This window comes from Pseudomonas sp. BJa3 (genome assembly GCF_026343815.1).
Classification (GTDB): domain Bacteria; phylum Pseudomonadota; class Gammaproteobacteria; order Pseudomonadales; family Pseudomonadaceae; genus Aquipseudomonas; species Aquipseudomonas soli.
In genome coordinates this window covers 193,681-220,556 of record NZ_JAOXMC010000008.1, presented here as the reverse complement: position 1 = coordinate 220,556, position 26,876 = coordinate 193,681, and the positions used below count along the sequence as shown (strand labels likewise).

Below are 26,876 nucleotides of genomic sequence, written 5' to 3'. Positions count from 1 at the left end.
TTTACTTCTCGACGAACGCTCGCTCGATCAGGTAATCACCCGGCTCGCGCATGCGTGGGGAGATCTTCAGGCCAAAGCTATCCAGCACTTCACTGGTTTCATCGAGCATGCTCGGGCTACCGCAAATCATCGCGCGGTCGTCCTGCGGGTTGATCGGTGGCAGGCCGATATCGCTGAACAGCTTGCCGCTGCGCATCAGGTCGGTCAGGCGGCCCTGGTTTTCGAAAGGCTCGCGGGTCACGGTCGGGTAGTAGATCAGCTTGTCGCGCACCGACTCACCGAAGAATTCGTTCTGCGGCAGGTGCTCGGTGATGAACTCGCGGTAGGCCACTTCGTTCACGTAGCGAACGCCGTGTACCAGGATCACTTTCTCGAAGCGCTCGTAAGTTTCCGGGTCCTGAATAACGCTCATGAAGGGCGCCAGGCCAGTGCCTGTACTCAGCAGGTACAGGTGCTTGCCCGGGTTCAGATCATCCAGCACCAGGGTGCCAGTGGGCTTCTTGCTGATGATGATCTCGTCGCCTTCCTTCAGGTGCTGCAGCTGGGAGGTCAACGGACCATCCGGCACCTTGATGCTGAAGAACTCCAGGTGTTCTTCCCAGTTCGGCGAGGCGATGGAGTAGGCGCGCATGAGCGGACGGCCGCTGTCCTGCTGAAGGCCGATCATCACGAACTGACCGTTCTCGAAGCGCAGGCCCGGATCACGGGTGCACTTGAAGCTGAACAGGGTGTCGTTCCAGTGGTGCACACTGAGGACACGTTCGTGGTTCATGTTGCTCATCGATGGGGCTCCTGAAGGAAAACGCGGCGCGCGCAAGACGCGCAGTTGCGCGATAGTTTAGGGGCAGCGACAATATCTGTTAACTGAATTATCAAGATATGTGTTATCGGTTATATAGATATGCGATTCACACTTCGTCAGCTCCAGGTCTTTGTCGCCGTCGCCCAGCACCAGAGTGTGTCCAGGGCCGCGGGCGTACTGGCCTTGTCGCAATCGGCAGCGAGCACCTCGATCACCGAACTGGAGCGCCAGTCCAGCTGCCAGTTGTTCGACCGTGCCGGTAAACGCCTGAGCCTCAATGCCCTGGGCCATCAACTGTTGCCCCAGGCCGTGGCCCTGCTCGACCAGGCCAAGGAAATCGAAGACCTGCTCAACGGCAAGTCGGGGTTCGGCTCGCTGGCGGTCGGCGCCACCCTGACCATCGGCAACTACCTGGCCACCTTGCTGATCGGCAGCTTCATGCAGGTGCACCCGGAAAGCCAGGTCAAGCTGCACGTACAGAACACTGCGCATATCGTGCAACAGGTTGCCCATTACGAAATTGACCTGGGTCTAATCGAAGGCGACTGCAACCACCCCGATCTGGAGGTGCAGCCCTGGGTAGAGGATGAGCTGGTGGTGTTCTGCGCGCCGCAGCATCCGCTGGCCAAGGCCGGCCATGCCGATATCGAGCAGCTGTCCCATGAAGCCTGGATCCTGCGCGAACAGGGCTCAGGCACGCGTCTGACCTTCGACCAGGCCATGCGTCATCATCGCGCCAACTTGAACATCCGCCTGGAGCTGGAACATACCGAGGCAATCAAGCGCGCAGTGGAGTCGGGCCTCGGCATCGGCTGCATCTCCCGTCTGGCGCTGCGTGACGCCTTTCGCCGAGGCAGCCTGGTGCCGGTGGAAACACCGGCGCTGGACCTGTCGCGGCAGTTCTATTTCATCTGGCACAAGCAGAAATACCAGACCTCGGCCATGCGCGAGTTCCTTGAGCTGTGCCGCAGTTTCACCGCTGGCGTGCAGCGCAGCGACGAGATTGTGCTGCCGCCGATCGCCTGAACGTCAGCCGAGCAGGATCACGCCCCAGACCATCGCGACCATGCTCATGGCCACCAGTTGAGCGGCGCTGCCCATGTCCTTGGCGTTCTTGGACAGCGGATGACGGTCAAGAGAGATGCGGTCAATGGCCGCCTCAACCGCCGAATTGAGCAACTCGACGATCAGCCCCAGCAAGCATACAGCGATCAGGATCGCCCGTTCGGCACGGCTCACCGGCAGCCAAAAGGCTGTGGGGATCAACAACACGTTGACCAGAACCAGCTGGCGGAACGCGGCTTCACCCTTGAACGCGGCGCGCAGGCCGTCCAGCGAGTAGCCGGCGGCATTGAAGATACGTTTGAGGCCGGTCTGGCCCTTGAATGGCGACATGTGTGTCAGTCACTTCACCGAAAAAAGGCCAGCAGGCTAGTTCAACCGCAGTCAAAAAAGCGTGAAGGCGCAGGGATTTAGCTGGCCGAAACCGATTCAAGTTGTTGCAACAACAGCGCGGCCTGGGTCCGGGTGCGCACGCCGAGCTTGCGGAAGATCGCCGTGACGTGGGCCTTGATGGTCGCCTCCGACACACTCAGCTCATAGGCAATCTGCTTGTTCAGCAAGCCTTCACAGACCATGGTCAGCACGCGGAACTGCTGCGGGGTGAGGCTGGCCAGACCTTCGCTGGCGGCTTTCGCCTCGGCAGACACATCGACCTTCTCGAACGCCTGCGGCGGCCACCAGACATCGCCGTCGAGCACATTGCGCACGGCTTCCTGGATCTTGCTCAGCTCGCTGGACTTGGGGATGAAACCGCTGGCGCCGAATTCGCGGGACTTCACCACGACCGCCGCCTCTTCCTGCGCCGAAACCATCACCACCGGGATCTGCGGGTATTGGCCACGCAGCAGCACCAGCCCGGAGAAACCATAGGCACCGGGCATGTTCAAGTCCAGCAGGACCAAGTCCCAGTCGGCTTTTTCAGTCAGGCTGGTTTCCAGTTCGGCGATGCTCGCCACCTCGACCAAGCGCACATCCGGGCCCAGGCCGAGGGTAACGGCCTGGCGCAGTGCGCTGCGAAACAGCGGGTGGTCATCGGCAATCAGGATTTCGTATGTGGCCATCGATCTAGGGATCCTGTTCTGTACCAGGCGCAGGGGGTACGGGAGACGCCTGGCGGGCAACTCATGGCGCGAACGGCAGGGCCGCCGGCCGGGATGGCACGGCGAAGTCCGGGGTAACAGCAGCTTCGTCGTGCCCGAAGCGGCGCCAAGGATGCCGAGCACGCCCCGGGTGGTCAAGCCAATTGCCCGGTCGTCCCCGCCTACCCTGGCTGCCAGCCCCGACAGTATGTACCAATCCGCCGCGCCTGCCCCTTGGACTATAGGAAGGTATGCAAACGCTGGTGAACCTCGTCCTGCTCATCAAGCGCCAGGCGCCGCTTGCCGCTGAGGTAGTGCAGGCTGAACACATCCAGGTAGGCATCCAGGGCCTGTGAGGCCTGGCTGTCGCCGGCCAGCTCAAGACACATGGCGGCGACTTCGGCGGTACAGAAGTGGTCGTCACGCTTGGAGCGGCGCAGGCGGTAGCGCGACATCTGCTCGGCCTGCAGGCTCAACACCGGGAAACGGTCGAGGTAGGGGCTCTTGCGGAACATCTTGCGCGCTTCGGTCCAGGTGGCGTCGAGCAGGATGAACAGCGGGCGCTTGCCCGGCTCACGCACCACCTCGCTGACCACACGGTCCTCTTTGACGAACTCGCCGGGGAAGACGATATAAGGCTGCCAGCGCGGATCGCCCAGCAATGCCAGCAGGCCTTCGTCCACCGAGGTACGCAGCCAGCCAAAGGCGGAGGTATCCTTGATCACGTCGGCAATCAGCCACCCCGTGTTGGTCGGCTTCAGTGGCTCGGTGTCATGCATCAGCAGGCACATGCCGGCGTCTGCCGGCACCCGCGGTTTCCACGCGCACAGGCAGTGCGTGGCGATCACCCGGCAATCCGGGCAGCGCTCGGCTCGCGAGCCGCGGGCGACAAAGGGTTTGATGCTGCGCGCCAGGCGCTCGGCGCGCAGCCGCGCTACCGCGTGGCTCATGGCTGCAGGCCTTGGCAGGAAGATGGAAGGGGCACGACGACGACTCGGTAAAAACAAAATGCGAGTCTACCAGAGCGTACGTCATTTGCCGTGCAGCCCTTACGGCCGCTCCTTTATAATCAGCGGCTCAGGCGGCCGGGGAACCCAGCAGTTTCATGGAACGCCGCCCGCCGGCGCAGGTCAAAGCGCCAGTCATCGAACCAGGAGAGATTCATGCTGCGTCTTATCGTCCCGACCCTGAGCCTGTTGCTCGCCCTGCCCCTGGCCGCCCAGGCTGCCTCCAAGCAGGAATACGAGCTGACCCAGATGCTGCAGAAGGTCGCCAAGGAAAGCAGCATCGGTACCCCGCGGGCCATCAACGAAGACATCCTCGATCAGGGTTATACCGTCGAAGGCAAGGCGCTGGTCAATCACCTGAGCGTGCGCCAGGCGCATGCGCAGAGAATGCAGGCCAACCCAGCGCAGGTGCGCAGCCAGCTGGGTGACAGCGTGTGCCGTAACAATGGTTACCGCCAGTTGATGTCCAAGGGCGCCGTGATGGTCTACCGTTTCACCGTGTACAAGACCAACCAACCGGTCATGGACCAGGCGTTCGACGCTGCCAGCTGCGCAGCTGGCAACAAGAAAAAGTGATTCAGGCACCCTGATCGCTGCCTCTGGCGCGCCGCTGCTCATCATCGGCGCGCAACTCCGCCAACAGTGCCAGCAGGTAAGGCGAGTGCCCCTCGCCCCCCTGCAGCCGTCGCAAGCACTCCCCCTCCAGGCTCAGGTGATGAACCTTCGCCTCGCGCTCGAGCAACTGCAACAGTTGCCCGTCCACCTCGATCACCAGCCGGTGCATACCGCCACCTCGCTGCATCACTCTTCCGCCTCCAGTTAACCAAAGCGCTGCCATCATCGGATCCAGTCTGACAGGCGGTATTGCACGCCTGTGGCGGCACGAGTGCGCCCCAGCGTCTAGATTGATAACGAGTACCCATAACAACGACAACGCGATGGAACTGCCACTGCAAAAATGGCCTTGAAGGCCTACTGCAACGCTCGGGGGGCACACTCGAGCCACAGCAGCCAGCGACACACGCAGTGTCGCGGCCGGGACCTGCCATCGACCCGGTCAGAGGTTTTGCTGCAGAAGGAGACGTTGAATGCCTTACCAATCGAACGAGCTGCTGTTCAACCATTTCAGGGACCACGGCATCGACCTGAGCAAAATCGACGAGCAACTGCAACTGGTTGCTCCGAACAGCCCCAACCTGCCACTGTACCGCGACATGCTGCTGACCGTGCTGCGCATGGCCCACGACGACCGCAACCGCTGGAACGCCAAGATCACCCTGCAGGCCCTGCGTGAACTCGACCATTCGTTCCGCGCCCTCGAGCCTTACAAGGGGCGGCGCAAAGTTACCGTTTTCGGCTCGGCACGAACGCCGTTGGAGCACCCCATGTATGCGCTGGCCCGCGAGCTCGGCGCAACGCTGGCACGTTCCGACCTGATGGTGATCACCGGCGCCGGTGGCGGCATCATGGCCGCCGCCCACGAAGGCGCCGGCAGCGATCACAGCCTGGGGTTCAACATCACCTTGCCCTTTGAGCAGCATGCCAATGCCACCGTCAATGGCACCGACAAGCTGCTGCCGTTCCATTTCTTCTTCATTCGCAAGCTATTCTTCGTCAAGGAGGCCGATGCGCTGGTGCTCTGCCCGGGAGGCTTCGGCACCCTCGACGAGGCGCTGGAAGTGCTCACCCTGATCCAGACCGGCAAGAGCCCGCTGGTTCCGGTGGTGCTGCTCGACTCGCCCGGCGGTAGTTTCTGGCAGGACGCCCTGGCCTTCATCAGCCGCCAGCTGGAAGAAAACCGCTACATCCTGCCCAGCGACCTCAAGCTGGTGCGCCTGGTGCACAGTGCCGACGAGGCGGTGGAGGAAATCAACCAGTTCTACAGCAATTACCACTCCAGCCGATGGTTGAAGAACCAGTTCGTCATCCGCATGCATCACCCCTTGAGCGAGGCCGCGCTGCATGACGTGGAGGAAGGTTTTGCCGACCTGCGCCTGAGCGGCAGGTATCACCAGCAGCCTGACAGTGGCGCGGAGCATGAAGAAGGCAACTTCAGCCACCTGACACGCCTGACCTTCGCCTTCAACGGCCGTGACCAGGGTCGCCTGCGCGAACTGGTGGACTTCATCAACCTGTCGGAGAACTGGGCCAAACCCCAGCCAATGCACACCACCCAACGAGCGCGTGAGGCCTTGCGAGTGAACTGAACGCAAAATGGCCCACATGGCTGGCCCCGGTCGGGGTCAGCCATGTGGGCCATCAATGCTGGTCACGCTTCAATAATCGTCAAGATCGCGCCCGCTAAGCAGCCGGCCGATCATTTCCATGGAAAACCCACGGTAGGCAAGAAAGCGCGTTTGCTGTGCGCGGCTGCGTGGATCATGGGGAAGTTGCCCCGAGAACTTGCGCTGCCACACCTCTTTCAACCGCAACGCCCAGTCCACTTCGCTGTCACGCAGTGCCTGGTCGATATCGCCACGGTCCAGACCTCGCTGACCAAGCTCCTCACGGATACGCCCAGGGCCATAGCCTGAGCCGGAACGATAGCGTATGAAGCTTTCAAGGTAGCGGGCCTCGCTGAGGAGCCCCTCCTCGGCAAGCCGATCGAGCGCAGGCTCGATCAACTCATCGGTAGCACCGCGTTGACGCAACTTGCGGGTCAGCTCCACGCGACCATGCTCGCGGCGTGCAAGCAGGTCCATGGCTGTCCGCCGAACGGCGACGGGGGTGTCGAGTACGACAGACATGGAGGCAGATCAATAACCGGCGTCGGCGTCAGCCAGATCATCGGCATCGGCTTCGGCAGCACCGGCCTTGGCGGCCGCTGCTGCAGCGGCGGCGGCACCGGCGGTCAGCAGCTTGTCGCGAATCTGCTTCTCGATCTCGCTACCAATGGCCGGGTTCTCTTGCAGGTACTTCGCGGCGTTGGCCTTGCCCTGACCGATCTTGTTGCCCTGGTAGCTGTACCAGGCACCGGATTTTTCAACCAAGCCCTGGGAAACACCCAGGTCGATGATTTCGCCGTTGCGGTAAATACCCTTGCCGTAGAGGATCTGGAACTCGGCCTGGCGGAACGGCGGCGAGACCTTGTTCTTGACGATCTTGACGCGGGTTTCGCTACCAACCACCTCATCACCTTCCTTGACCGCGCCGGTACGGCGAATGTCCAGGCGCACGGAGGCGTAGAACTTCAGGGCGTTACCGCCGGTGGTGGTTTCCGGGCTACCGAACATCACGCCGATCTTCATACGGATCTGGTTGATGAAGATGACCAGGCAGTTGGCGTTCTTGATGTTACCGGTGATCTTGCGCAGCGCCTGGGACATCAGGCGGGCCTGCAGGCCGACGTGCATGTCGCCCATCTCGCCTTCGATCTCGGCCTTGGGCACCAGCGCGGCCACGGAGTCGACGATGATCACGTCGACGGCGTTGGAGCGCACCAGCATGTCGGTGATTTCCAGGGCCTGCTCGCCGGTGTCCGGCTGCGAGACCAACAGGTCGTCGACGTTGACACCCAGCTTGCCAGCGTACTCAGGATCCAGGGCGTGCTCGGCGTCGACGAAGGCGCAGGTGGCGCCGTTCTTCTGGGCTTCGGCGATGACCGACAGGGTCAGCGTGGTTTTACCCGAAGACTCCGGGCCGTAGATCTCGACGATACGGCCTTTCGGCAGGCCACCAATGCCCAGGGCGATATCCAGGCCCAGGGAACCGGTGGAGATGGCGGGGATCGCTTGGCGCTCGTGGTCGCCCATGCGCATGACCGCGCCTTTGCCGAATTGGCGTTCGATCTGACCCAGGGCCGCAGCCAAGGCGCGCTTCTTGTTGTCGTCCATTGAAATCCTCACGTGTTCGACGTGGCCCTGACGGCCGGAATAACTGTATAAGTAGCCAGTATTATTCCACAGGGATTCGTTTCCGCAAACCCCCGTCGGGCGAATTACTCCGCGCCAAGCTGTAACAAGCCGTCTAACGCGGCGATCACCGTCTGTCGGCGCACCGCTTCGCGGTCACCATCGAAGTGGCGCCGCTCGCTGCTCACGTGGTCGCCGTCGGCCCAGGCCAGCCACACCGTGCCCACCGGCTTGGCCGCTGAACCGCCGTCGGGGCCGGCCACGCCGCTGACCGCGACCGCAAAGCGCGCGCCGCTGGCAGCCCGGGCGCCGCGTACCATGGCCTCGACCACCTCCTGGCTGACCGCGCCCACCTCGGCGAACAACGCCTCGGGTACATCTAGCTGGCGGGTTTTCTGGGCATTCGAGTAGGTGACGTAGCCGGCCTCGAACCAGGCCGAACTGCCGGGGATACGGGTGATGGCCTCGGCGATGCCGCCACCGGTGCAGGACTCGGCGGTGGTCACCTGGGCATTGAAGCGCCGCAGGTGTTCACCCAGGCGGGTGGAGAGAACAGTGATCGGGTCCATGGTGGGCTCCTGGCAAGACTGCGCCCTACCCTACCACTCCCGCCCCTTCTGGCAAGCGCTCAGGGGGCCAGTGCACGGATATACGCCTGGCACGCCCGCAAGGCGATCAGTCCACGGTCGCCGTCGTCGGTGATGGCGACAATTCGTCGAGCATGCGCCGGGTCAAGTCGGGCGCGTACGGGGTCATGATCCACGCCGCCGGCGCCGGTGGCGGCAGGCACTGGGGCACAGGTGGTGTCGCGCTCGACCAGGACCGACAGGCGCAGATCGGCAGTAGCAAGGCGGTCACGCAGGCGAGCCTGAGCGTGCTGGGCATCGGTCAACTCCTGGAAATGTTTCGCTTCATTGTCGTGCAGGCGTTGTTCGAGGCCTTGGTGCTGCTCGCGCTCGGCCAGCAGCATGCCGTGCAGCGCCTCGGCCTGGTCCAGGCGCTGCTGCACCAGAGCTTGTTCCTGTGTGGCCAGCTGGCGACCAAGGCGCCAGCCCTGCGCCTGCCAGGCCACGGCAGCAGACAACACCATCAGCCCGATGCACACCGCCAGTTGCAGGCGGCTCAGCACAACACCTCCCGCGCCCGCGCCCACAGTTCGAGGCGTTCGGACAAACCGTTCAGGCCGCCATTGATATGCCGGGTGATGCGGTTGAACTCACCCTGGTCGGCCAGGGCGTTGAGCCCACGCGAGTGCCAGAACCAGGCCGCCGATTCGCAGGCCCAGCGCGGCTGCTCGAGCATCTGCGGTTGCGCCAGTAGGCGCTCGTCACCGAACAACGCACGGCTACAGGCCTGGTAGTTGTTACGCCCGGTCACCTGGATCAGGCCACGGCCACAGTAGCGCTGGCCATCGCCGTCAGCTTCGGGCGTATTGCCCAGGCGCAGGGCCAGGATGCCGGTGTCGTAGCGGGCCAGGTACTTGTCGTTGCCCAGCTCTTTCACATAGCGCAATTGGCCGGACTCATGGCCGACCTGGGCCAGGAACGCGGCAATGCGCTTAGGGTGGTCGATCTCCCAGTTGGCCATGGCCGTGTTCAGCGCCGGCAAGAAAGTGGCGACGCGCGCGCCGGCAAGTGGGTAGATCTGCTTGAGTTGCTGTTCAGTGAGCGGCATCGGCGCATTCTCCATTGCGATCGGATCGAACGGCAGCCAATGCCGCCAGTGGCTCGCTCATGGGCGATGGCTCGAAGCGCGCGGCTTTCACATGATTCAAGGTACGGCATCGGCCGCACTTGATCTGGAGCTCGGAAACCGGGGTGATGCGGGCCAGCAGCTTGCGGCACTGGCCACAGCGAAGGTCGATGAACATATGACGGTGATCCTGAAGCGGATTGAGTAGCAAGAAGCGACTATAAGAAGCGCGTTTGCCCGCAGGCACCGGGAAACCATCTCCACCACGCCTCAGGCCTTGAGCGTCCCCACCCGCCTGGGCGCGGAGCCCTTGGCCCTGGCCTTGCCCTGGCGCCCACCATTGCATTGCACGGTGGTGCGCCAGCCACTGCTGGTGAACACCTGCTCGACCGACTCGATCAGGTAAAGGCCATCGAGCCCGGCGAGGAAGCCTTGGACATCGATGGCGCGCTCGGCGAACAGGTCGGTGCGCCCAGGCATGTCGAGGCGCACGCTGGCAGTGTCGCGGTTGAAGCTGGCCAGGCGGGCACGGGCGGCCTGTTCCGCCGCCGCCCGGTTGGGGTACAGGTGACGGTCGGTGTAGACCGGCTGCAGGCCGTCGGGGGCATCGCCATTGACCAGCTCCACCGCCTGCAGGCGCCCGCTGGCGCTGTCCTGGTGGCGGGTCCTGACGGCCTTGTGGGTGCTCTTGTCGGCCAGACGGAACTGCCACTGGCTGACCTGGTTGCGTGTAATGCCCACCACGTCCAGCGGCTTGCCGCTGGCGCTATGTCCACCCTGGCGCGGCAGCACCAGCAGCTGCCCATTAGCGAGCTTGGCGGTGCAGTCGTGCAGGCGCGCCAGGCGGGTGACAAAGTTGAAGTCCGACTCGCTGTACTGGTCGATCCGCGGCACCTGCACGGCCACCGGGCACACCGCCTGCCAACCGTTGCGGGCACCGATCTCGGCGACGATGCCCTGCAGCGTCGTATTCTCCCAACTGCCGCTGCGGATGGTCTTGCCGCTGCCACGCAGGTCGCTGGCCTTGCCGCGGATCACCAGGGTGTCTGGCGGGCCCGACAGCTCGACCTCATCGACGGTGTAGCGACCCAGGCGGCTCAAAGGCTGGCCGGCGTAGCCCAGGTGCACCTCCAGCAGCGCGCCCCTGGCCGGCAGCGCCACGTTGCCGTCACGGGCATCGATGCGCAGTTCGAATTCGTCCGACTCGAGGCCAGGTTTATCAGTGGTGCGCAGCAGCAGCAGACGGTCGTTGATCAGGTTGGTGATGTCATTGCCGTCGGCGGTGATACGGAATTGGGGTTGCACCATTGAGGCTCCGATGTCAGTCCCACAGTTGCAAGGTTTCGCTCGTCGTCATCGGCAGTTCCGGCAACAGGATCCTCACCCCGGCGCGAAACGGCTGCGCCTCGTCCGCCAGCCCCTGGTTGGCATCCAGCACGGCCTCGACCGTGCCGGAAAGATGGCCGTAATAGTGCTGGCAGAGCGTATCGAGCAGGTCGCCCTCAGACGTTGTGCAGGTCTTGGCCATAGCTCACGAACTCCAGTGAAAATCCTTGTTTGCGCGGAATGCCGCCAGCCAGCAGGACACTCTGCTCTTCCTCGATGCTGGTCAGGCACCAGGTACCGAGCACCTCGCCGTAGCCAGTGGTCAACGACAGTGGCAGCAACTGGCGACCAATGCTGCGCAGTGTCTGCAACTGGCCGAGGCCGCCCTTGAAACCGGGGAAGATCGCCCCTCGAATGCTGATGGTCTCTTCACCCAGGCTCACCGCCTGCTGCGCGGTGTCGCGGCTCAGCCGCTCCTGGCCGGCCCAACGGAAACGAGTCTGCCGGCGCAACTGGTCGAAGGCGGCGGTGTCGAGGTTGAAGTAGTACGGCGCTGAACCGGCCTTGAGTGGTTGCATCACCAACAGGTGGGGGAATGGCTTGACCGCTTCGGCCGCTGGCGTCGCCTCGGGCGCGAAGCCCAGCGTCGACAGCATGCCGTTGACGGTCGAACGCACCTCTCCCACCACACGACGTATCGCTGCCCCGGCCTTGGCGGCATGGGCGGCGAAGCCGTCGATGCGATCACGCACCTGACGTACCACCGCCACCGCCTGGTCGTACTTGGCCACTACCTTGGCGACCCGGGCCTGGGCATTGCTGATTGCACGCATCGTGCGTTGCAACTTGGCGCCGATGACCGGACCAACCACCGGCAAACCTTCCAGTTCACCCACAGCGCCTTGTATATGGCCGATCGCGTCGTTCATCGGATCGAGCATGGCGTCGGCACGCCGACGCCCTGCCTCTCCCGCCTTGACCAGGGCGTGCAGCGTGGCTTGCAGCTGCTCCATGTAGGTCATGTATCCTCCTTAAAGTGCGATGTGTGGGGTGTCGGCCAACTGCGCCGAACGGGCCTGACGCATCAGCTCTTCCAGCTGACGACGGGCGATGGCCTCCAGTTGCGCAAGCGTGCCTGGGTCGTCGAGGCTATTGGTGACACTGACGGGCATGTTCGAGGTGAACGTGAACTGCTGGTTGTAGACGGGTGCCGGCGGTGTGGCCGCAGGTGTCGATGCAACGGCAGGCGGCCCCTGGGCAGGTGTCGCCTGACTGTTTATCGAGCGCACCACATCACCGGGTACGGCCTTCTGTTCGAGCGGGTCCTTGGGCGCAGCGGACATAGCCTCGCCGGCCTTGGCTGCAGCCTCTCCTTTGACCGGCTGATCCTTGCCGCCAAACCAGGTCTTGCCCAGCCAACCGCCAAGCTGATCACCTACCATCCCACCAAGTGCGGCACCGAAGGTGGTGCCGACCACCGGCACGACAGAGCCGATGGCACCGCCGACCAGCGTCCCGACCAACCCACCGACGGCACTGCCATAGCCTTCGGCTTTTTCGCCATCGGGCTTGTCGCTGGTGAAGGTTTCCAGCCCTTGCCGAGTCGCTTTCAGTACCGCAGGCTTGGCCAGGACCTTCATCGCCGCGCCAACGCCCTTGGGTTCCGGTGCTGAGGCTGCGTCTGCTGTAGGTTGAGCCGTTTGGGAAGCTTGCGCGCCCTCCTTGGCAGGTTCGCTTGCCTCGGCAATCTTGTTGCTTGCGGGCATCGCGCCCCCCGGATCACCCTCGGCAGCAGGCGTTGCGGATGCCCCCACCTTTCCGGCGACCGGCTTGGCACCCTCCTTGTCAACACCGAACCAGGTTTTACCGATCCAGCCACCAACCGCCTCCCCCACCATGCCGCCAACCGTGGAACCGACGACAGTTCCCAGGCCCGGCACGACCGAGCCCAAAGCACCGCCAACCAGCGTACCGACCAGACCGCCTACAGCATTGCCGTAGCCTTCGGCCTTCTCGCTCTCGGACTTGTCACTGGTGAATGTCTCCAGGCCTTTACCCACGGCGCCAAGCACCGCTGGCTTGCCGAGCGATTTGACGGCACCGCCCATCTTGGCAAGTACTCCCTTGGGAGCGTCGGCTGCCGGCGGGGAAGGTGTGGCTGGCGTTGAAGCGGGTACTGCCGGTGGCTTGTCCGCCACGGCCTTCAGCAACGCACTGGCAGATGTCTGCACGGGTGCATTTGCTATGGGGACCTGTGCGCCAGGCAGGGTTGCGTCGCCCAGAGCCAGCAAGCGTTGCCCTGCCAGCATGGCGCCGACCCCAAGCTCGCCAAAGGCGCTGCCCAAGATCGGTAGAGTCCCTGCGTCAGCCTGTGCCTCGAACAGGCTGAGCGAGGGCCCGGCCAGCTGGAGCGGCGTTTGCGCCTTGGCAGAACGATCCGCAGATGCCTCGGGTGTCCTGCCCTTTTCATCACTGCTGTCGCTGAAGAAATCGTACAGCCCTTCGCCAGCGCGACCACCGAGCTTCTCGCCCAGGTAAGCACCAAACAGACTGCCGTACTCCTCACCACGCTTGCCGCCCCTCGCACCGCCCTTCGCTGCCCCAAGGGCCGCACCAAGGAGATTGCCGGCCAGCTCACCGATGGCAGCACCGACGCCCTTGGCCTTCGCCCGGCCATCCTCGCCGGTCACTATTGCCTCGCTGCCCTTCAGCATCGCTGTAACAGCGCCCATCTCGGTCTTGCTGTTGACCGCCTTGACGGCCCGCTGCCGCTCTTCGGGAGACAGACGGCGACTGGCCTTGTATGCCGCAATCCCCCCTGCGGCAAGCCCACCCAGGCTTGCCATGACGATTTTGGTTTTCTCGCCGGGAGTACGAGACGTGGGTGCAGGTTTGGTCGGTGTCGTCGGTTTGACCGGCGTCTCAGCAGTTGTCTTGCCGTTCGCCGCCGGCAGCAGCAAAGGTGGGTGCCAGACGGTACGAACGGGCAACGGTTTGAGTCGCGGTAACCCCGCGATCACCTGCCCGAGCCGGGCATAAGCCAGCTGCAGATCAGCGACACAAGTGCTTTCATCACGAAGGCGCTCGAGCTGCACGTCATGGCTTCCTGCCTGTTCATTGGCCAGCCTCCTTCCGACCTGTCCCACCTTGTCCAGCTCCACCCCCAGACGGATCACCTCAGCGATGAGCCGTCCCAGGCGGGTGCCATCCGCCTCCTTGCGCACGTGTCCGATGCGCTGACGGAGCTTATCGAACGCGGCGCCCAACGGCCTGTCGGCGCTGACGCCGAGCCCGAGGGTGAACACCTGTGTGTTCGCCATGGGTTCCTCCTTGTCATTCCGCCAGCCACCAGACCATGTCGCTGAACGACATGGTCATGATCTCACTGGCGGAAAAGTTCAGCTCCTTGGCCAGCCGCCTGGCGGCGGCCTTCTGCCGGGCAGGGTCAAACCTCGTCGTCCTGCACCAGGCGAAAATAGCCGGTCTGCAGGCGGCTGTAGTCCTTCAGGGCCAGGCCTTCGAGGTCCTTGATGCCGACTTCGGCGAGCGAGGCGAACAGGTTCAGTTCGCGCTGCTCGTCGTCAACTGCGCCACCGGCCTGGGCATTGCGGATGTCACGCACGGTCGGTGCGCGTAGCGACAGGCTGTCGACCTGCACGCCATTGGCTTCACTGGGGCGCGACAGACGCACGGTCACGCGCTCGGCGTTGACGGTCAGCCATTGCGGCAGTTTCTTCGCTTGAGCCATCGAACGTTCTCCTTAAAGACCCAGGGCGGCGCGCTGGGCGGCCAGTTGGTCGACACCGTCGATCACCCGCTTCATGCCCAGGGCGTCGATTTCGTAGACCAGGCGGCCATCGACTTCGAGCTTGTAGTAGGTGACGGCGACGCTGTGCTTGATCTCGGCCTTGTCGCCGGACTTCCAGTCACCCATGTCGATCTCTTTCAGCGAACCGCGCAGAGTGACGATGACCGGGTTGATCTTGCCTTTGAGGCCCCTGAAGGCGCCGCGGAAGGTGCCGTTGAAGGCGGTGCCGTCGGCCAGGCCGAAGAACTTCAGCGACTCGCGGCGCACGCCGGTGGTGGTGAAGGCGGCTTCCTGCTTCTCCATGCCCTGGTCCATCTCGACCGGCATGTCCATGCCGCCGGGGCGGTGCTCTTCCATCTTCAGGGTGAGCTTGGGCAGGGTCAGGTTGGGCACGTCGCCCTGGAAGCTGACGCCATCGACGAACAGGTTCAGGTTGGCCAGTGTTTCGGGAATCATTGCCATGTAGGTGCGCTCCTTAAGCGACGGAATCGAGGACTTCGGTCAGCCACTGGTTGGTGACTTCAACGCGGAAATTGGGGTTTTCGGCAGGCGGCACATCGGTGAAGCGGATGTTCCAGTACACCTTTCCCTGCTCCAGCTGGCTGGCGGTGTTCAGCTCCGGATCGGCGAAGACCTCGAAGTTGATGATCGCGCCCTGGTTCTTCAGATCGCGCATGAAGGCCTGCAGGCCCTCGGTGACGTCCTTGACGTAGGTGGCGGTGATGGAACGGTCGACCGCCCACTTGTGGCCGTAGAGGATCGCGTCCATGACGATGTCCATGGTGCGCACGCGGGTGACGAAGGCCCATTTCGGGTCGCTCGACAGGGTGCGGTTGCCCCACAGGCGGAAGCCGTCGTCGCGGATGATGGTGGCGATGTTGGCGTTGTTCAGCAGGTTGGCGCGGCAGGTGTCGTCGCCATCGAGGAACTCCACGGCGCGGGTGGTGCCGGTGATGCCGACGAACTCCTTGTTCGACGGCGACGCCCAGAAGCCGTACTCGCGGTCGGTATAGGCGAACAGGCCGGCGACCCAGGCCGAACCCGGCGCGTCAACGGTGGCCTCTGCGGCGTTGTCCCAGTAGCGCACGCCCGGATCGACCAGGAAGGCACGCTTGGCGCCGAAGTTCTTGGCGTAGGCGATGGCCGCTTCGTCGGTGGTGTTGGGGCCGTCGATGATGGCAATGGCGCGCAGCTTGTCGGCCAGGGCTACCAGAGCGGTACCGACGGCTTGGGTGGAGCTGTGCTTGGGAGTGACCAGCAGGCGCGGCTGGGCGTTGAAACGGCTCTTGCCGTCGAGCAGCGCCTGCAGGCCGGTGCGCTTGCCGTCGGCCAGCACGTTGCCGATGATCGCCGAGGTCTGCTCGGCGGCGTCTTCGAGCTTGGCCACGCCGCAGGCGACGATAACCGCCTTGGCGCGGCTGTAGATGGCGCGGCAGGCCTTGGTGATCGCCGCGTCCTGGCCGAACGCCGCGACCGCTTCGCGCTCGCTGGTGATCAGCACCAGGTCATTGGCCTTGGCGGTGACGCCCGCGCCTTCAGTGAAAGTGTCGACCAGGCCGATGATCGAGGACGACGGCAGCGCGATGCTACGGGCACCGGTGTCGACGTTGGTCACTGTGACGCCGTGGAAGAATCCACTCATGTAGGTGTGCTCCAGGTTTTGATGTAAAGGTTCAGGTGTAAAAAAGCCCCGCGTTTGCAGGGCTTAAAAGGGTTGAAGTGAGAAGCAGGTAGTGGTGGCAGCCGAAGCCGCTTCAGATGAGCTTGATACGGCTCGGGTACGCGATGTTGCGCGGCCTTACCGCACCGAAGTAAGCACTGTTGGCGGCTATCGTTTGGGTGGTTGCAGAGGCTGAGGTAGTTGAAACCGCAACGGTTTCGTTGGTGTCCGAGACATCGAAAAACCTCGGCTTCATGTTTTGCATACGCCTCAACGACGACACCGCATCGACAATTTCCCCATGCACCAGCGAAGCAAGCTGGTACGAACCTGCGATTCGCGCGGGGTCCGCACCGCGGCCTTCATCCAGAGACCGCAGGAATTCACCACGCAGCTCGGGAATGCGGAACGTGGTTACCCCGTCTCCCCGGGTCCAGCCGCCTTCCATGCCGACACGCTGCGTTTCGTTCACCAGCATGCCCGACTGCTGTGCGTGGTCCCAAAGCCATGGCCAGTCACCACGCGCCAGCAGTCTTGCGTTAGGGATGCTCCAGCCCCCTGGGTTCAGCGCTGTCGAGGTTTCGAAAACGACACGTCCCAAGGGGGTGTTGTCCATGCGGTCCAGCAATAGCCAGTTGCCTGCGCCATCACTGCGCAAGTGCCAGAAATCACCGCCGCCCAGCACCATGCAGAAGGGATAGCCTTCAGGGCGAAGGTGGGTATGGAACTTGATTTTCTCGCCGTTGGCGGCGTAGACCAGCAATACATTGGCGCTATTGTCGACGCGCTGTACCCGCACATCCATGATGCGGTTGGCCTTGGGCAGGGTGATCATGGTCTGGCCTGCCGAGGCATCTACAAGCAGGAAACCTGCCTCATGGACGTCCAGCACTTTGTTGCTACGGATGACCGAGTTGTTGATGCCCTGGACCGAAAGCATATTGCTTTCGATCGAGGCCAAAACGTCACTGCGGCTCATACTGACCTCCTGTCGAGTCCAAGAATGCTGGAGCTTGCGGGCGATGCGCAGAATCCGGGAACAAGTCAGAACCAGGCCAGTCGCGCAAAGACTGTCGATAGCGAAGCAACGCCTCGAACTGCTTCTCCGTTTGAGTCGTGACCAATCCCAGGATTTGCTCCTCGTTGTATCGGGCGACAAACCACTGGCTGCTGACCATTTGTGAATCGCGCCAGCCGCGCTCGATGCGGGCTAGTTCTTCTCTGTTGGGAGCAGTCCTTTCGATCAGGATCGGCAAGCCGAGGTCATCATGGCTACGGATCTTGTCCAGATCAGGATTGGCAATGACGGCCTCATACAAGGCCTCGGTAATCGGCACTGCATCGTCGGGCATCTGCAAGTGGACACCGCTAAGATAGGTAGACCCCGTCGACTGGCTATAAAAACGCTTCATGCATGCTCCCTGTCAGTAGCCGATAGCAAAGTAGGGACAGGCCGACAGCGTAGGGTTGCCCCAACCGGTCGAGCCTTTGGTGAAAGACCCCTGGTTGAGGGCATTGAGGCCTGTGCTTCTCAAATCCCGGAATTGCCAGTAGGTACGGGTAGTACCATTGGCAGGTGTGTAGTCAGTGGCTGCAACCCAGACGCAGCGATTGGGGAAGGCAACCGGAAAACTGATATCGACAGATTCCGTAGTGTTTGCGCTTGAGCCGTACTGAATGATCAATCCACCAAGCCAGCTGGGGAAAATGATGTATCCGTTCGTGCCAAACGACATGGAAAAGCCCCAACGCAGTTTCTTTGGCGTAACCGCGACACTTTCTACGACACCTGCATTGACCTCTGCCTGGGTGGCAAGCTTGATGGTTCCCAAGTTGCTTTCGGTTGCCTGGCCAGCCAGTGGCGCTAAAGCTGCAACATTGATATTTCCCTGGTTAACCGGCGCATTCCAAGCCTTGATGCACCACATGACCGCCAGGTTGCGCGGGCGGCTCATGCCTAGCATCCATGTACCGCTACCCGGTGTAACTGGCGTCAAGGAGCCCGTGTTGACCACTGTCAAACCATTCCAGGTAGCGTCGGCAACCCCGTCGTAACCGTAATCATTAGCCGTCTGGCCAGCAGATGGCGCCAGGGCGGCAGCACCTTGGCCACTGGCGGGCATGTCCGCAATTGCCAGAGAGCCCTTTTGCCATTTGCCCAGATCCCGACCTGGGTCCACGTCTCGCCCATGATCCCAGCCACGCAGGAACTCGCCTCGCGTATCTGGCAATCGGAAGAAGCCTGCTGGCTCTGCGCCTTTGTTGTACGTGGTGCCTAGGTAGGCCGCCAGGTCCGGGTAGGTCGCCATGCTTTGAAGGCTGCCATCGAGCTCGAGGTAACCGGCTGGTACCTCGGCCTTTGGGAAGGGCAGGATCGCACCGACTGGTGTCGAAGAGCGCAACGCCGTCAGTTCGGCGACGAGGGCCGCGACGTCGATCTGCCCTTGGTTCACTGGCGCATTCCACGCTTTGAGGCACCACATCACAGCAAGGCTACGGGGACGGGTTTCAGTGCCACCCTTGGCCGCAGCTGGAGCGAACACACTAGATACGAGTGTCGCATTAAGTACGGAACTACCTATTGTCCTCGCGGTTGCGCCCAGGTTACCTGTTGCACTCCCAGCGACGTTTGCCTCAAATGGCATCTTTCCAGTGCCGGCGTCAGCCGAGATCACCGCATGCTGGTGATCGAGCAGAGAATCACCGGCCCAGCTACCAACTGCCCTGCCCGGATCGACCCCCCGTCCATGATCCCAGCCACGCAGGAACTCACCGCGGGTATCCGGTAAACGGAAGAACCCTTCCGGCTCGTTGCCTTTATTGAAAGCCCCGCCCAGGTACGCCGCCAAGTCCGGATAAACCGACGCACTCTGGGTGCTGCCATCGACTTCGAGGAAACCGGCTGGCACCGAGCCCCTCGGGAACGGCAGCATGGCGCCCACCGGTAACGCCGACGCCGTGTTCAACAGCGCCTGAGTCTCGGCCTTGGTGTAGCTGTTCGCGGCCTGGAACGAGCTAAAGGCCAGGATTTCAACGGCCTCGCCCAGGCTGCAGGGAGTCTTGAAGGTGATCTTCTGGCCGTCGGATAGGTAGTCGGTAACCTCGCGACCATTGCGCAGCACGATGGTGCTGCCGATGGTGTGCGCCAGGCTGAAGACGGTCTGGCCAACCGACGCCTCGAACGAGAAACGCTCGAACGCCTTGTTGGCACCGACGCCACCGCCAAGCTGGAAGTAGCTGCCGTCGTAGTTCAGGTCATACAGGGCGCCGGCACGGATATCGCCGCCCACCAGGTCGACCAGGCCAGTATTGCCGGACTTCTTCACTGCCACGGCGGTCAGCCCGTTGATACGTGCCGTCACGGCACCGGTGTTGGTGGCACTGGCCTGGAACTGAAAGCGCTGACCAGCGGCGTAGGCCGCCAGGGCCGACTCGCCGCTCTTAAGCTTCAGCGTCAGGGCATCGGCGGTACCGGTGGCGACACCGAGCCAGGCCAGTGGCCCCACGTCCTTGGCCGCGTCTGCACGGCGCAGGTACTGCGGGTGCGGGTCGGCCGCCTCCAGGTGCGCCTTGAGCTGGTTGCGCGCATACAACTCTGCCGCTTCGCGGGCTTTGTCGACGTAATCGCGAGTGGCCAGAACGATACTCGGGTCGATCTTGAGCGTCACATTGGCGAGGTTGCCGAACACCACATGCATGCGGATGGTCTGGGTACGTCCGGAGCCTTGCGCCAACAGTGGTTTGTAGCTGGGGGCCGGCTTGGCTACGGCAATGAAGTTGCCGTTGGCGTCTTCAAGCGCCAGCTCGCGGATCCACCAGCCGCCGGTTTCCGGTGGCAGAACCAGTTCGGCCACCAGCACTCCAGGGTCGGCGGGCGATTGATACAGGGCATTGAGTTGTGCCCGATAGACCTGGCGCACCAGCGCGGTCTGGGTTGGTTTGGGCGTTGGGTCGGGGGTCTGCGAAGGCTCGCCGCCAGCATCACCGATCAACATGTGGGTGATGTTCCAGGGCAGCCCCAGCACGGCGGTGTTGGCCTGTTGGGCGATGCCCACGTTGGTCAGGAACCCACCGAATTGGGTGGTTGAGTTAGCCATTGAGGTAGATGTCCAGTATGTCCGAGGTGTGGTCGTTCACCAGGTTGTAAGCGCCCAGGTGTATGTCGATGTCCGATGCCTGCCAGGGAAGTACCTCGAGCAGTTCACCGTCGTAGAGCGCGACGGCCTGATAGGCGGGGATGTGGCTTTCGAGGCTGATGTCGAGCCCGACCAGGTGCCGGCTGACCGGCTTGGCGTCCTCGATCAGTCGGGTCAGCTCTTGGTAGGTCTGTTCGTCGATACCGCTGTCCGCCACCCCGACCTTCAGCGCAAAGGTCCCCGGTACTCCGGCCGGCTGGGTCTGCCACCATTCCTGCACCTCGATCAGGTAGCCGAACGGTTCGACCACCCGCCGCAGGGCGCCGAGGGTGCCCTTGTGGGCGTGGACGAAGAACGCCGAGCGGATCACCGAGCGCTTGATCGCCTCGCTCCAGCTGTCGTCCCAGCGGTCCACCGACCAGGCCCAGGCCAGCTGGTAGAGCAGGTGCGCCGGGGAGGTGTCGGGGTTGTAGAGGGTGCGCAAGGCGGCCTTGAGGTCTTCGTCGGCGGCCACCTCGATGGCCCGCTCCAGTGGCGTGCGGTTGAGCGGCAGAAGACTCTGCATGTCAGCCACCCCGCCGCAGTTCGATGTCCGTGCACCAGGCGGACTGGGCCTTGCTCGGGCGGATATCGCTCCAACCGACCAGCTCGACGCGGCTCACGCCGTCGATATGCAGTTGCGCGTCGATCCCCGAACGGGCGACCTCGACGCCCAGGCGTCGGCGCGGGTTGACCCAAGCCTGGAGACGGCGTCGGCATTCGCTGAGGATCGCTTCGAACTCCGGGCCGTTGTCGGCCATGTGCAGCACGGCCTCGACGCGGTACGGCAACACCTCGGCGCTGCGCACGTTGACCCGGTCGGCGACCGGGCGGATGTCGTCGTCGTTGAGGTAGGCCTTGACCTGGGCCAGCAGCTCGGGGCTGGCCACGCCATCGTTGTCCAGGCTCAGCACGGTGACGTCCACCACGGCCGGCGACGGGCTTTCGGCGGTCGCGTCGGCGACCCGCCCCGAAGCGTTGCGGGCATGCAGGATGTAGCTGTTGCGCGGGCCGGCGGTGGTCAGGCCTTCGTAGACCAGCTGCACGCGTTCGCGCAGGGCGTCGTCGGATTCGAGCACAGCCTCGGTCGGAGGGATCGTGCTCGGGTCGGCGGCCTGGATCACCAGGCGCTGCAGGCTGACGTTGGCCGCGAGTTGGTCGAGGTCGCTGCCTTGGGCGTAGGCCAGCAGCAGCGCCTTGGCCGCGTCGTTGATGCGCGCCCGGTTGAGCAGCTTGCGGTAGGCGCCCACTTCGAGCAGCTTGGTCACCGGGTCGCTTTCCAGGTTGGCGGTCCAGCCGTCGCCCATCTGAGTGCGAAAGCTGGTCAGGTCTTCCTGGTAGAGCACCTCGAAATCAAGGTCTTCGAGCAGTTGCGGTGCGGGCAGTTTGGACAGATCGACCTGGCTCATACAGTCACCTCCACCAGGGCGTCATCGCCCAGATAACGGCCGCTCAGGGCCAGGCTGACCTGGCCGTCGATCACGGCGACAACCTTGACCCGCTCCAGCTTCAGCCGCGGTTCCCAACGCCCCAGGGCCCTGGCCACCTCGGCCTGCACCGCGCTCTTCCAGCCTTCGTTGACCGGCAGGTCGACGTAGCGGCGCAGCTGGCTGCCGTACTCCGGGCGCATGCGCCGGCTGCCCAGCGGCGTGGTAAGGATGTCTTCGATGGATTGACGCAGGTGGGCGACGCTCGACAATGGCTGGCCGGTGCGACGGTCCATGCCGATCATGGCGCACCTCCTGGAATTGAGGCTCCAGGTAGCCTGTTCGGATAGCGCATGGTTATCACCTGGCAGGCAGGAAAGGGTTGCCCGGACAAGCCGGGCAGCCGTTTCAGGAGACGAAGTCGTAGGTCAGGGCGATGGCCGCCGTGGCGTTGTTGGCGACGGTCCACAGGCCGTAGCCCGCCGGGATGAACAGCGGATAAGGCAGGGTGTACTGCGAATCGATGCCGCCATTGATCCCGCCCATGATGGCGTGGACGCTCATGTCACCGAGGTAGGCCGGCGCCTTCGGACCGGTGTACAGGTTGAGGATGCCGCCACCGGTGCACAGGGTGGCGGTACGCAGGTACACGCCATCCTTGTTGTCCGCCGCGCTGAAGACCTGGCTGACGGCGGTTGGGTGGGCGTTGAAGAAATGCTTGCCGACTTTTACTGCTTCCATGTTGCTTTGCCTTTTGAGTCGAAATGATGGGTCGCGGCACACGCCGCATTCATGTCGCTCAATGGCGATCTTGCTGGGCTCAAGGCCTTAGCTCAGTGCTTGTGATTGGCGGTGTTGCCGGCCGTATCGATGATCCGGCCACCGCCGTTGATGTCACCGCTGACCGTCAGCGGGCCATTGATGGCGACCGTGCCGGTCAGGGTGATCGACGCAGCGTCGAGGGTGATGGCTTTGTCGCTGACCACCACGGTGCTGGCGCCGACCTTGACCGTGGCCTGGCCGCTGGGCAGCTGGATGTCATAGCGCTTGGCCTGCCAGTCGTAGATCAGCGAGCCGCCGTCGTCGAAGCGCCAGACCTCGACATGGTCACGGTTGTCCGGCGCCGTGCCGGCATTGCCGTATAACCCCGGGACGAAGGTGCCCAGTGCCGGTTCGCCGCTGGCGCTGATCAGCACCCCCTGCTCGTCCAGGCTCGGTACTCGCCAGTGGCGGGCCTTGCCGGCAGCCTGGGCATGCCAGCGCACCCAGGCGCTGGTCCAGCCGCCGCCGTCGGACACCCGCACCCGGGCTGCGGCCAAGTCGACCGCGACCACCCGACAGGGGATCACCAGGCTGGCCAGCATGCGATCGTGCATGGCACTGGCGTAGCTCATGCCATATCCTCCGGTGCCAGGTACTTGTCCTGGTTGCCGGGCCCGGTGTCCGGGGCAAATCCCAGCATCAGACTGCTCGCCGGCTGGTCAGGCCAAGGCCACTGGACAGTGCCCAACAGGATGGGTTGTTCCCATTGCACCCGCCAGGTGGAGCCCTCGGCTTCGGCGAAGATGTCCCGTGCGCCCTCTACGTAATCGAGCCCCCAGGATTGCTGGCGCAGCACATCGATCAGCTGCGCCGCCAGCACACCGGCCTGCGTCCGTGCCTGCGCGGGGGTGCCCTGGGCGGTGACGCGGGCCTCGAAGGTCGCCATCAGCAATGAGCGACCGTCACGCAACGCCTCGTCGCCACGCATGCGCAACACGCCATGCACCAAGGCCGGCAGGGGCGGCTCGGTAATGTCGTCGCCCTCCGTGGCGACCGTGGCGAAGGCCGGCAACGCCGCCCGCAGGATGGTGGTGACGGCCGCGTACAACTGGGCCAGTTCGCTCATGCGCGTGCTCCTTGAACGATCGGTTCGGCGAAGGCCGGGCCCGCAAAGGCCCGGCACGCGACTCAGAAGTGCCAGGTCCAGATGTCGATCGGCTTCTGGTCAGGGTTGATCTTGCGGATATGGCGATAGGTCGGCTGGAAGCCGAAGCGCGCCCACACCGGTTTCTCGTCGAGAATGGCGATGCTGCCGTTGGCCTGCAGGCGCAGCACCGCGCTGGCATGGCCGCCGGTGTGCGAATGCCACAGCACCGCGTTGCCGGCACCGTAAACCACCAGGTTGCCGTCACCCTGGAACACCGCGCGCACCGCGCCCTTGCCTTGGGTACCGGCGTTCCAGGTGGCCGCGCCGTTCGGGCCATAGGCCACGAGATTACCGTCACCCTGGAACACCAACTTGCTGGCGCCCGCGCCGTACACCACGCCCTGTACCAGCTCGGAGCCAGGTGCCAGCAGCAGCGAGTCGATCGCGCCAGGCACCAGCGGGATGGCCGGCGTGCCGTTCCACAGCGCCAGCGAGTCGACCAGCACGATATTGCCGTCGTCTTGCAGCACCAGGTGGGTACGGTTCCACTGGTCTTTGCTGGTGAAGGTGCTGTTGTCAGTCAGCCACACCCGACGTCGCGAGTAGTCGTCGAGGAACGCGCCGTACTGCACGTAGAAGGCCAGCGGGGCTTTCTTGTTGCGCAGGGGAATGGTCGAGCTGAAGGGTTGCTGTTCATTGGCGACCCAGACGGTGGCGCCACCATCTTGGATCACCAAATTGCCATCGCCCTGCAGCAGCAGCTTGAAGCGCTGGTTGGGCGATAGCAGGTACTGGCCTGCCGACAGGGTCTGGTAAGCGGGCAGCACCGAAGTACCGACGCCGTTGAAAGGAATGCGGGTACGACCTGCCATGGTGTTTCTCCTACTGAATCGATTGAAGGGGAGCCGGGCTCTGCGGCCCGTCCTGATCGCTCGTCGGCACGTTGTCGAGGCCCGTGGCCTTCATGTGGTTCAAGGTCGCGCACCGCGAACACTTGATCTGGACCAGCGCCGGTCCGCCGATGCGTGCCAGCAAGCGGTTGCATTTACCGCAGCGAAACTCGTTGAACATCGCCACTCTTCCTTGTTAACGCGTTCATTCTTCATCCTGGCGCACGGTTGCAGGCTGCTCGTCCAACCCCAGCCGCCGAGCGGCCCAGCGCTCGTAAAGGCCGATGGCCACGTCGGCGCCGGCCATGGCGGTAAGGCAGCCGAAGGCGCTGGCACTCCAGATCGACATGCCACTGGCGTAGAGCAGCATGACCGTCGACACCCCGCAGACCATGCAGGCCCCGGAGCGCAGCGCCAGCCGCCTGAGCAGCCCCCAGCCGCGGGCGCCAGCCTTGTCGGCGCGCCACATCTCGCCGGAAAGACCGCCCAGCAATGCCAGGACGATCACCAGCCAGAGCGGCATTTCCAGCAACGTCTGTTGCTCGTTCGTCACTGTCCTGTCTCCTGTGTGATGCCCGCCAGCGGCATGCTGGCGGGGCGTTGTTTATCGTTTGACTCGGCATTCCAGAAAGCCCGCGTCGCAGGCTTTCCAGTAATGCGCTGTCTAACCGCCGGCCACGACTGGTGACGCCGTGCGGTTGCGCTTCAAATTGGTGACTCCGACCGCGGCCGCCTGCCCGCCGGATAACTGATCGTGGTGCTTTACGCTGCACACCCGGGCCAGTTGCCAACCCTCTGAACAGTCGAGGCCTGTTCATCGCTGCCTGTGTAACAACCGGTTGCTGACCGGCTTGAGACACAGATTATGCATGCATGCATATGCAGTCAATGCATTTTCAGAAATATTTATGCATTGGAATTTGCCGAAATGCATGAAGGCCTTATCGGATGCGGTGTGTAGGGCTTTTCTGAGGGCGAAAAAAAACCCGCCGAGGCGGGTTTTTATCGAGGGTCGGTATCAACGAGCGTACATGCCCCACCAGAAGACATGCCCGAGGAGGCTGATCTGTTCTTCCTGCATTTGCTGGAAGCTGTAGTCCTCGTCAGGGTGTTCGTCGCGGTTGAAGCTGCGCAGGCGAATGCCGGTAGGCAGGCGGTACACCTGCTTCACCCGCAACTGGCCGTTGTGGTTGATGGCATAAAGGTCACCGTCGATGATGTCACCGATGGTACATTTTCCGGTGTTGACCCCGACCGTGGCGCCGTCGCGCAGCACCGGCAACATGCTGTTGCCACGCACCGTCACGCACTTGGCATGGTCAAACTGCACGCCATTGTGGCGCAGGCTGCGTTTGCCGAAACGCAAGCGAGCATTCTCGCTTTCCTCGATGACGAATCTTCCTGATCCTGCTGCCAACTCGACCTCACGAAGAAAAGGCACGGACACCTCGTCGTCCTCGACGGGTGTTTCATCGTCCCACAAGCTAATGTCGCTCAGGGCCGCATGGCCTTGAGTGAGAGGGGCCGCGTCACGGGATTCGCCCAGTTCGACACGGCCGCGCAACTGGTCGGTGCTCACGCCGAAGTACTCGGCGATCTTCGAGACATGCTTGTCCGAAGGATCGACGATCTTCTCGCTGAGAATCCGCGACAGGGTGGATTGAGGCACGCCCGTGCGCCGATGCAGCTCTGTGGGGGACAGGCCGTGGCGGGCGAGCAGTTCTCTGAGTACGGAGGCTACGTTGCGTTTTTGCATAATGCGCATAATGCATCCGTGGCAGCGCAAATGCAATGGCCAGGCAAGCGCAAAACAAAGGTTGCCCCTCTCCCCGGGCCATCGCTATCGTCGCGCTTTCTCACCATGGATCGGAAAACGGCATGGACCTTTCGCCGCGACGCCGCTGGCCCACCTGCCTGCTTGTCGGGTTGATCATTGCGTTGATGGCGGCCCTGAATATCCAGGACTGGCCGTCCCTTGAACGGCCACGACGGGTCTTTAGCCGAGGTTTCGTGATGTTCTGCGTGCTGGTGGTGATCATGGAACTGATTTTCCTCAACCAGTTCTTCGGCCAACCGGGCTGAGGTCAACGCCTGACAGCCCGCGCAGATTTGCCCTCCCATCCAACCTGCGCCCACCGAAAAAAGCCTGTACCATTGACGGTTTCGAAATTTGCCACCAGACCACCCG

At 63.3% G+C, this 26,876-nt stretch carries 35 protein-coding genes; 4 read left to right on the top strand and 31 right to left on the bottom strand.

What is annotated here, in order from left to right; translation table 11 throughout:
- Position 1 precedes the first annotated feature (1 nt).
- Positions 2 to 781, bottom strand: coding sequence for a ferredoxin-NADP reductase (gene fpr, locus OH705_RS12395; RefSeq protein ID WP_011535180.1), 780 nt, complete (start codon positions 779 to 781; stop codon positions 2 to 4).
- A 120-nt stretch (positions 782 to 901) separates the two neighbouring features.
- On the opposite strand from fpr, the gene finR reads away from it, so the two are divergent.
- On the top strand, positions 902 to 1,828 hold the full coding sequence (gene finR / locus OH705_RS12390) for a LysR family transcriptional regulator FinR (protein WP_023631043.1): 927 nt from the start codon (positions 902 to 904) through the stop codon (positions 1,826 to 1,828).
- A gap of 3 nt (positions 1,829 to 1,831) precedes the next feature.
- On the opposite strand, the gene OH705_RS12385 is transcribed toward finR, so the two are convergent.
- From OH705_RS12385 to OH705_RS12375, 3 genes are all read right to left on the bottom strand, one after another.
- The gene (locus OH705_RS12385) at positions 1,832 to 2,197 is read right to left on the bottom strand and encodes a diacylglycerol kinase (protein ID WP_110604910.1); all 366 of its coding nucleotides are present in this window, start codon (positions 2,195 to 2,197) and stop codon (positions 1,832 to 1,834) included.
- A gap of 77 nt (positions 2,198 to 2,274) precedes the next feature.
- Positions 2,275 to 2,925: a response regulator transcription factor ErdR gene (gene erdR / locus OH705_RS12380; RefSeq protein WP_023631045.1), complete on the bottom strand. Its 651-nt coding sequence runs from the start codon at positions 2,923 to 2,925 to the stop codon at positions 2,275 to 2,277.
- 257 nt (positions 2,926 to 3,182) lie between these two features.
- Positions 3,183 to 3,893, bottom strand: a complete 711-nt coding sequence (locus tag OH705_RS12375; protein ID WP_110604909.1) for a tRNA-uridine aminocarboxypropyltransferase — start codon at positions 3,891 to 3,893, stop codon at positions 3,183 to 3,185.
- Between the two features lie 213 nt (positions 3,894 to 4,106).
- Here OH705_RS12375 and OH705_RS12370 point away from each other — a divergent pair, with 213 nt between their 5' ends.
- A complete protein-coding gene (locus OH705_RS12370; protein ID WP_267302301.1) occupies positions 4,107 to 4,526 on the top strand; it encodes a quorum-sensing-regulated virulence factor family protein in 420 nt (139 codons plus the stop codon).
- Between the two features lies 1 nt (position 4,527).
- Here the strand turns inward: OH705_RS12370 and OH705_RS12365 are convergent, their stop codons facing one another.
- A complete protein-coding gene (locus tag OH705_RS12365) occupies positions 4,528 to 4,734 on the bottom strand; it encodes a hypothetical protein (protein WP_031315330.1) in 207 nt (68 codons plus the stop codon).
- Positions 4,735 to 5,038: 304 nt separating this feature from the next.
- Between OH705_RS12365 and OH705_RS12360 the strand changes: the two genes are divergently transcribed.
- Complete coding sequence (locus tag OH705_RS12360) at positions 5,039 to 6,157, top strand: LOG family protein (protein ID WP_023631049.1); 1,119 nt, start codon at positions 5,039 to 5,041, stop codon at positions 6,155 to 6,157.
- A 69-nt stretch (positions 6,158 to 6,226) separates the two neighbouring features.
- Here OH705_RS12360 and recX read toward each other — a convergent pair whose 3' ends face one another.
- The 26 genes from recX to OH705_RS12230 form a co-directional block, all read right to left on the bottom strand.
- Entirely contained in the window at positions 6,227 to 6,697 is a 471-nt protein-coding gene (recX, locus tag OH705_RS12355; protein ID WP_031315331.1) for a recombination regulator RecX, read from the bottom strand.
- 9 nt (positions 6,698 to 6,706) lie between these two features.
- Complete coding sequence (gene recA / locus OH705_RS12350) at positions 6,707 to 7,783, bottom strand: recombinase RecA (RefSeq protein ID WP_028690616.1); 1,077 nt, start codon at positions 7,781 to 7,783, stop codon at positions 6,707 to 6,709.
- Between the two features lie 104 nt (positions 7,784 to 7,887).
- Complete coding sequence (locus OH705_RS12345; RefSeq protein WP_038705579.1) at positions 7,888 to 8,370, bottom strand: CinA family protein; 483 nt, start codon at positions 8,368 to 8,370, stop codon at positions 7,888 to 7,890.
- Between the two features lie 59 nt (positions 8,371 to 8,429).
- A complete protein-coding gene (locus OH705_RS12340; protein ID WP_416383578.1) occupies positions 8,430 to 8,927 on the bottom strand; it encodes a lysis system i-spanin subunit Rz in 498 nt (165 codons plus the stop codon).
- A complete protein-coding gene (locus OH705_RS12335) occupies positions 8,924 to 9,475 on the bottom strand; it encodes a glycoside hydrolase family 19 protein (RefSeq protein WP_094010102.1) in 552 nt (183 codons plus the stop codon). Before OH705_RS12335 ends, OH705_RS12340 begins: the two co-directional genes overlap by 4 nt.
- Positions 9,462 to 9,671 (bottom strand): Com family DNA-binding transcriptional regulator, encoded by a 210-nt coding sequence (locus OH705_RS12330; protein ID WP_023632757.1) that lies wholly within the window; start codon positions 9,669 to 9,671, stop codon positions 9,462 to 9,464. Before OH705_RS12330 ends, OH705_RS12335 begins: the two co-directional genes overlap by 14 nt.
- A 92-nt stretch (positions 9,672 to 9,763) precedes the next feature.
- Complete coding sequence (locus OH705_RS12325; RefSeq protein ID WP_267302322.1) at positions 9,764 to 10,798, bottom strand: phage late control D family protein; 1,035 nt, start codon at positions 10,796 to 10,798, stop codon at positions 9,764 to 9,766.
- 16 nt (positions 10,799 to 10,814) lie between these two features.
- Positions 10,815 to 11,021 (bottom strand): tail protein X, encoded by a 207-nt coding sequence (locus tag OH705_RS12320; protein WP_023628890.1) that lies wholly within the window; start codon positions 11,019 to 11,021, stop codon positions 10,815 to 10,817.
- On the bottom strand, positions 10,996 to 11,841 hold the full coding sequence (locus OH705_RS12315; RefSeq protein WP_023628889.1) for a phage tail protein: 846 nt from the start codon (positions 11,839 to 11,841) through the stop codon (positions 10,996 to 10,998). The genes OH705_RS12320 and OH705_RS12315 overlap by 26 nt, the downstream gene beginning before the upstream one ends.
- Before the next feature lie 9 nt (positions 11,842 to 11,850).
- Complete coding sequence (locus tag OH705_RS12310; protein WP_267302300.1) at positions 11,851 to 14,139, bottom strand: hypothetical protein; 2,289 nt, start codon at positions 14,137 to 14,139, stop codon at positions 11,851 to 11,853.
- 125 nt (positions 14,140 to 14,264) lie between these two features.
- The gene (locus OH705_RS12305; RefSeq protein WP_023628886.1) at positions 14,265 to 14,567 is read right to left on the bottom strand and encodes a phage tail assembly protein; all 303 of its coding nucleotides are present in this window, start codon (positions 14,565 to 14,567) and stop codon (positions 14,265 to 14,267) included.
- Positions 14,568 to 14,579: 12 nt separating this feature from the next.
- On the bottom strand, positions 14,580 to 15,089 hold the full coding sequence (locus OH705_RS12300; RefSeq protein WP_267302299.1) for a phage major tail tube protein: 510 nt from the start codon (positions 15,087 to 15,089) through the stop codon (positions 14,580 to 14,582).
- Positions 15,090 to 15,102: 13 nt separating this feature from the next.
- Positions 15,103 to 16,269 (bottom strand): phage tail sheath family protein, encoded by a 1,167-nt coding sequence (locus OH705_RS12295; protein WP_267302298.1) that lies wholly within the window; start codon positions 16,267 to 16,269, stop codon positions 15,103 to 15,105.
- A 112-nt stretch (positions 16,270 to 16,381) separates the two neighbouring features.
- Positions 16,382 to 17,266, bottom strand: a complete 885-nt coding sequence (locus tag OH705_RS12290; RefSeq protein ID WP_267302297.1) for a phage tail protein — start codon at positions 17,264 to 17,266, stop codon at positions 16,382 to 16,384.
- A complete protein-coding gene (locus tag OH705_RS12285; RefSeq protein ID WP_267302296.1) occupies positions 17,253 to 17,699 on the bottom strand; it encodes a phage tail assembly chaperone in 447 nt (148 codons plus the stop codon). Before OH705_RS12285 ends, OH705_RS12290 begins: the two co-directional genes overlap by 14 nt.
- Positions 17,700 to 17,711: 12 nt before the next feature.
- Positions 17,712 to 20,384 (bottom strand): phage tail protein, encoded by a 2,673-nt coding sequence (locus OH705_RS12280; protein WP_267302295.1) that lies wholly within the window; start codon positions 20,382 to 20,384, stop codon positions 17,712 to 17,714.
- Positions 20,377 to 20,988, bottom strand: a complete 612-nt coding sequence (locus OH705_RS12275) for a phage tail protein I (protein WP_267302294.1) — start codon at positions 20,986 to 20,988, stop codon at positions 20,377 to 20,379. The genes OH705_RS12280 and OH705_RS12275 overlap by 8 nt, the downstream gene beginning before the upstream one ends.
- Before the next feature lies 1 nt (position 20,989).
- Positions 20,990 to 21,871 carry a baseplate assembly protein gene (locus tag OH705_RS12270; RefSeq protein ID WP_267302293.1) on the bottom strand — a complete coding sequence of 294 codons (882 nt, stop codon included), beginning with the start codon at positions 21,869 to 21,871 and terminating at the stop codon, positions 20,990 to 20,992.
- A complete protein-coding gene (locus OH705_RS12265; protein WP_038705574.1) occupies positions 21,868 to 22,194 on the bottom strand; it encodes a GPW/gp25 family protein in 327 nt (108 codons plus the stop codon). Before OH705_RS12265 ends, OH705_RS12270 begins: the two co-directional genes overlap by 4 nt.
- Positions 22,195 to 22,297: 103 nt before the next feature.
- A complete protein-coding gene (locus tag OH705_RS12260) occupies positions 22,298 to 22,630 on the bottom strand; it encodes a hypothetical protein (RefSeq protein ID WP_023631778.1) in 333 nt (110 codons plus the stop codon).
- Positions 22,631 to 22,722: 92 nt separating this feature from the next.
- Positions 22,723 to 23,283, bottom strand: coding sequence for a phage baseplate assembly protein V (locus OH705_RS12255; protein WP_038705573.1), 561 nt, complete (start codon positions 23,281 to 23,283; stop codon positions 22,723 to 22,725).
- Positions 23,280 to 23,777, bottom strand: coding sequence for a hypothetical protein (locus OH705_RS12250; protein WP_267302292.1), 498 nt, complete (start codon positions 23,775 to 23,777; stop codon positions 23,280 to 23,282). Before OH705_RS12250 ends, OH705_RS12255 begins: the two co-directional genes overlap by 4 nt.
- A gap of 62 nt (positions 23,778 to 23,839) precedes the next feature.
- Positions 23,840 to 24,670 carry a putidacin L1 family lectin-like bacteriocin gene (locus tag OH705_RS12245; RefSeq protein ID WP_052062174.1) on the bottom strand — a complete coding sequence of 277 codons (831 nt, stop codon included), beginning with the start codon at positions 24,668 to 24,670 and terminating at the stop codon, positions 23,840 to 23,842.
- Between the two features lie 10 nt (positions 24,671 to 24,680).
- Entirely contained in the window at positions 24,681 to 24,869 is a 189-nt protein-coding gene (locus tag OH705_RS12240) for a Com family DNA-binding transcriptional regulator (protein ID WP_023631957.1), read from the bottom strand.
- Between the two features lie 24 nt (positions 24,870 to 24,893).
- Complete coding sequence (locus OH705_RS12235) at positions 24,894 to 25,241, bottom strand: phage holin family protein (protein WP_038705571.1); 348 nt, start codon at positions 25,239 to 25,241, stop codon at positions 24,894 to 24,896.
- Between the two features lie 465 nt (positions 25,242 to 25,706).
- A complete protein-coding gene (locus OH705_RS12230) occupies positions 25,707 to 26,453 on the bottom strand; it encodes a LexA family transcriptional regulator (protein ID WP_046856822.1) in 747 nt (248 codons plus the stop codon).
- A gap of 113 nt (positions 26,454 to 26,566) precedes the next feature.
- Here OH705_RS12230 and OH705_RS12225 point away from each other — a divergent pair, with 113 nt between their 5' ends.
- On the top strand, positions 26,567 to 26,770 hold the full coding sequence (locus OH705_RS12225; RefSeq protein ID WP_267302291.1) for a hypothetical protein: 204 nt from the start codon (positions 26,567 to 26,569) through the stop codon (positions 26,768 to 26,770).
- The last annotated feature ends 106 nt before the right edge of the window (positions 26,771 to 26,876 follow it).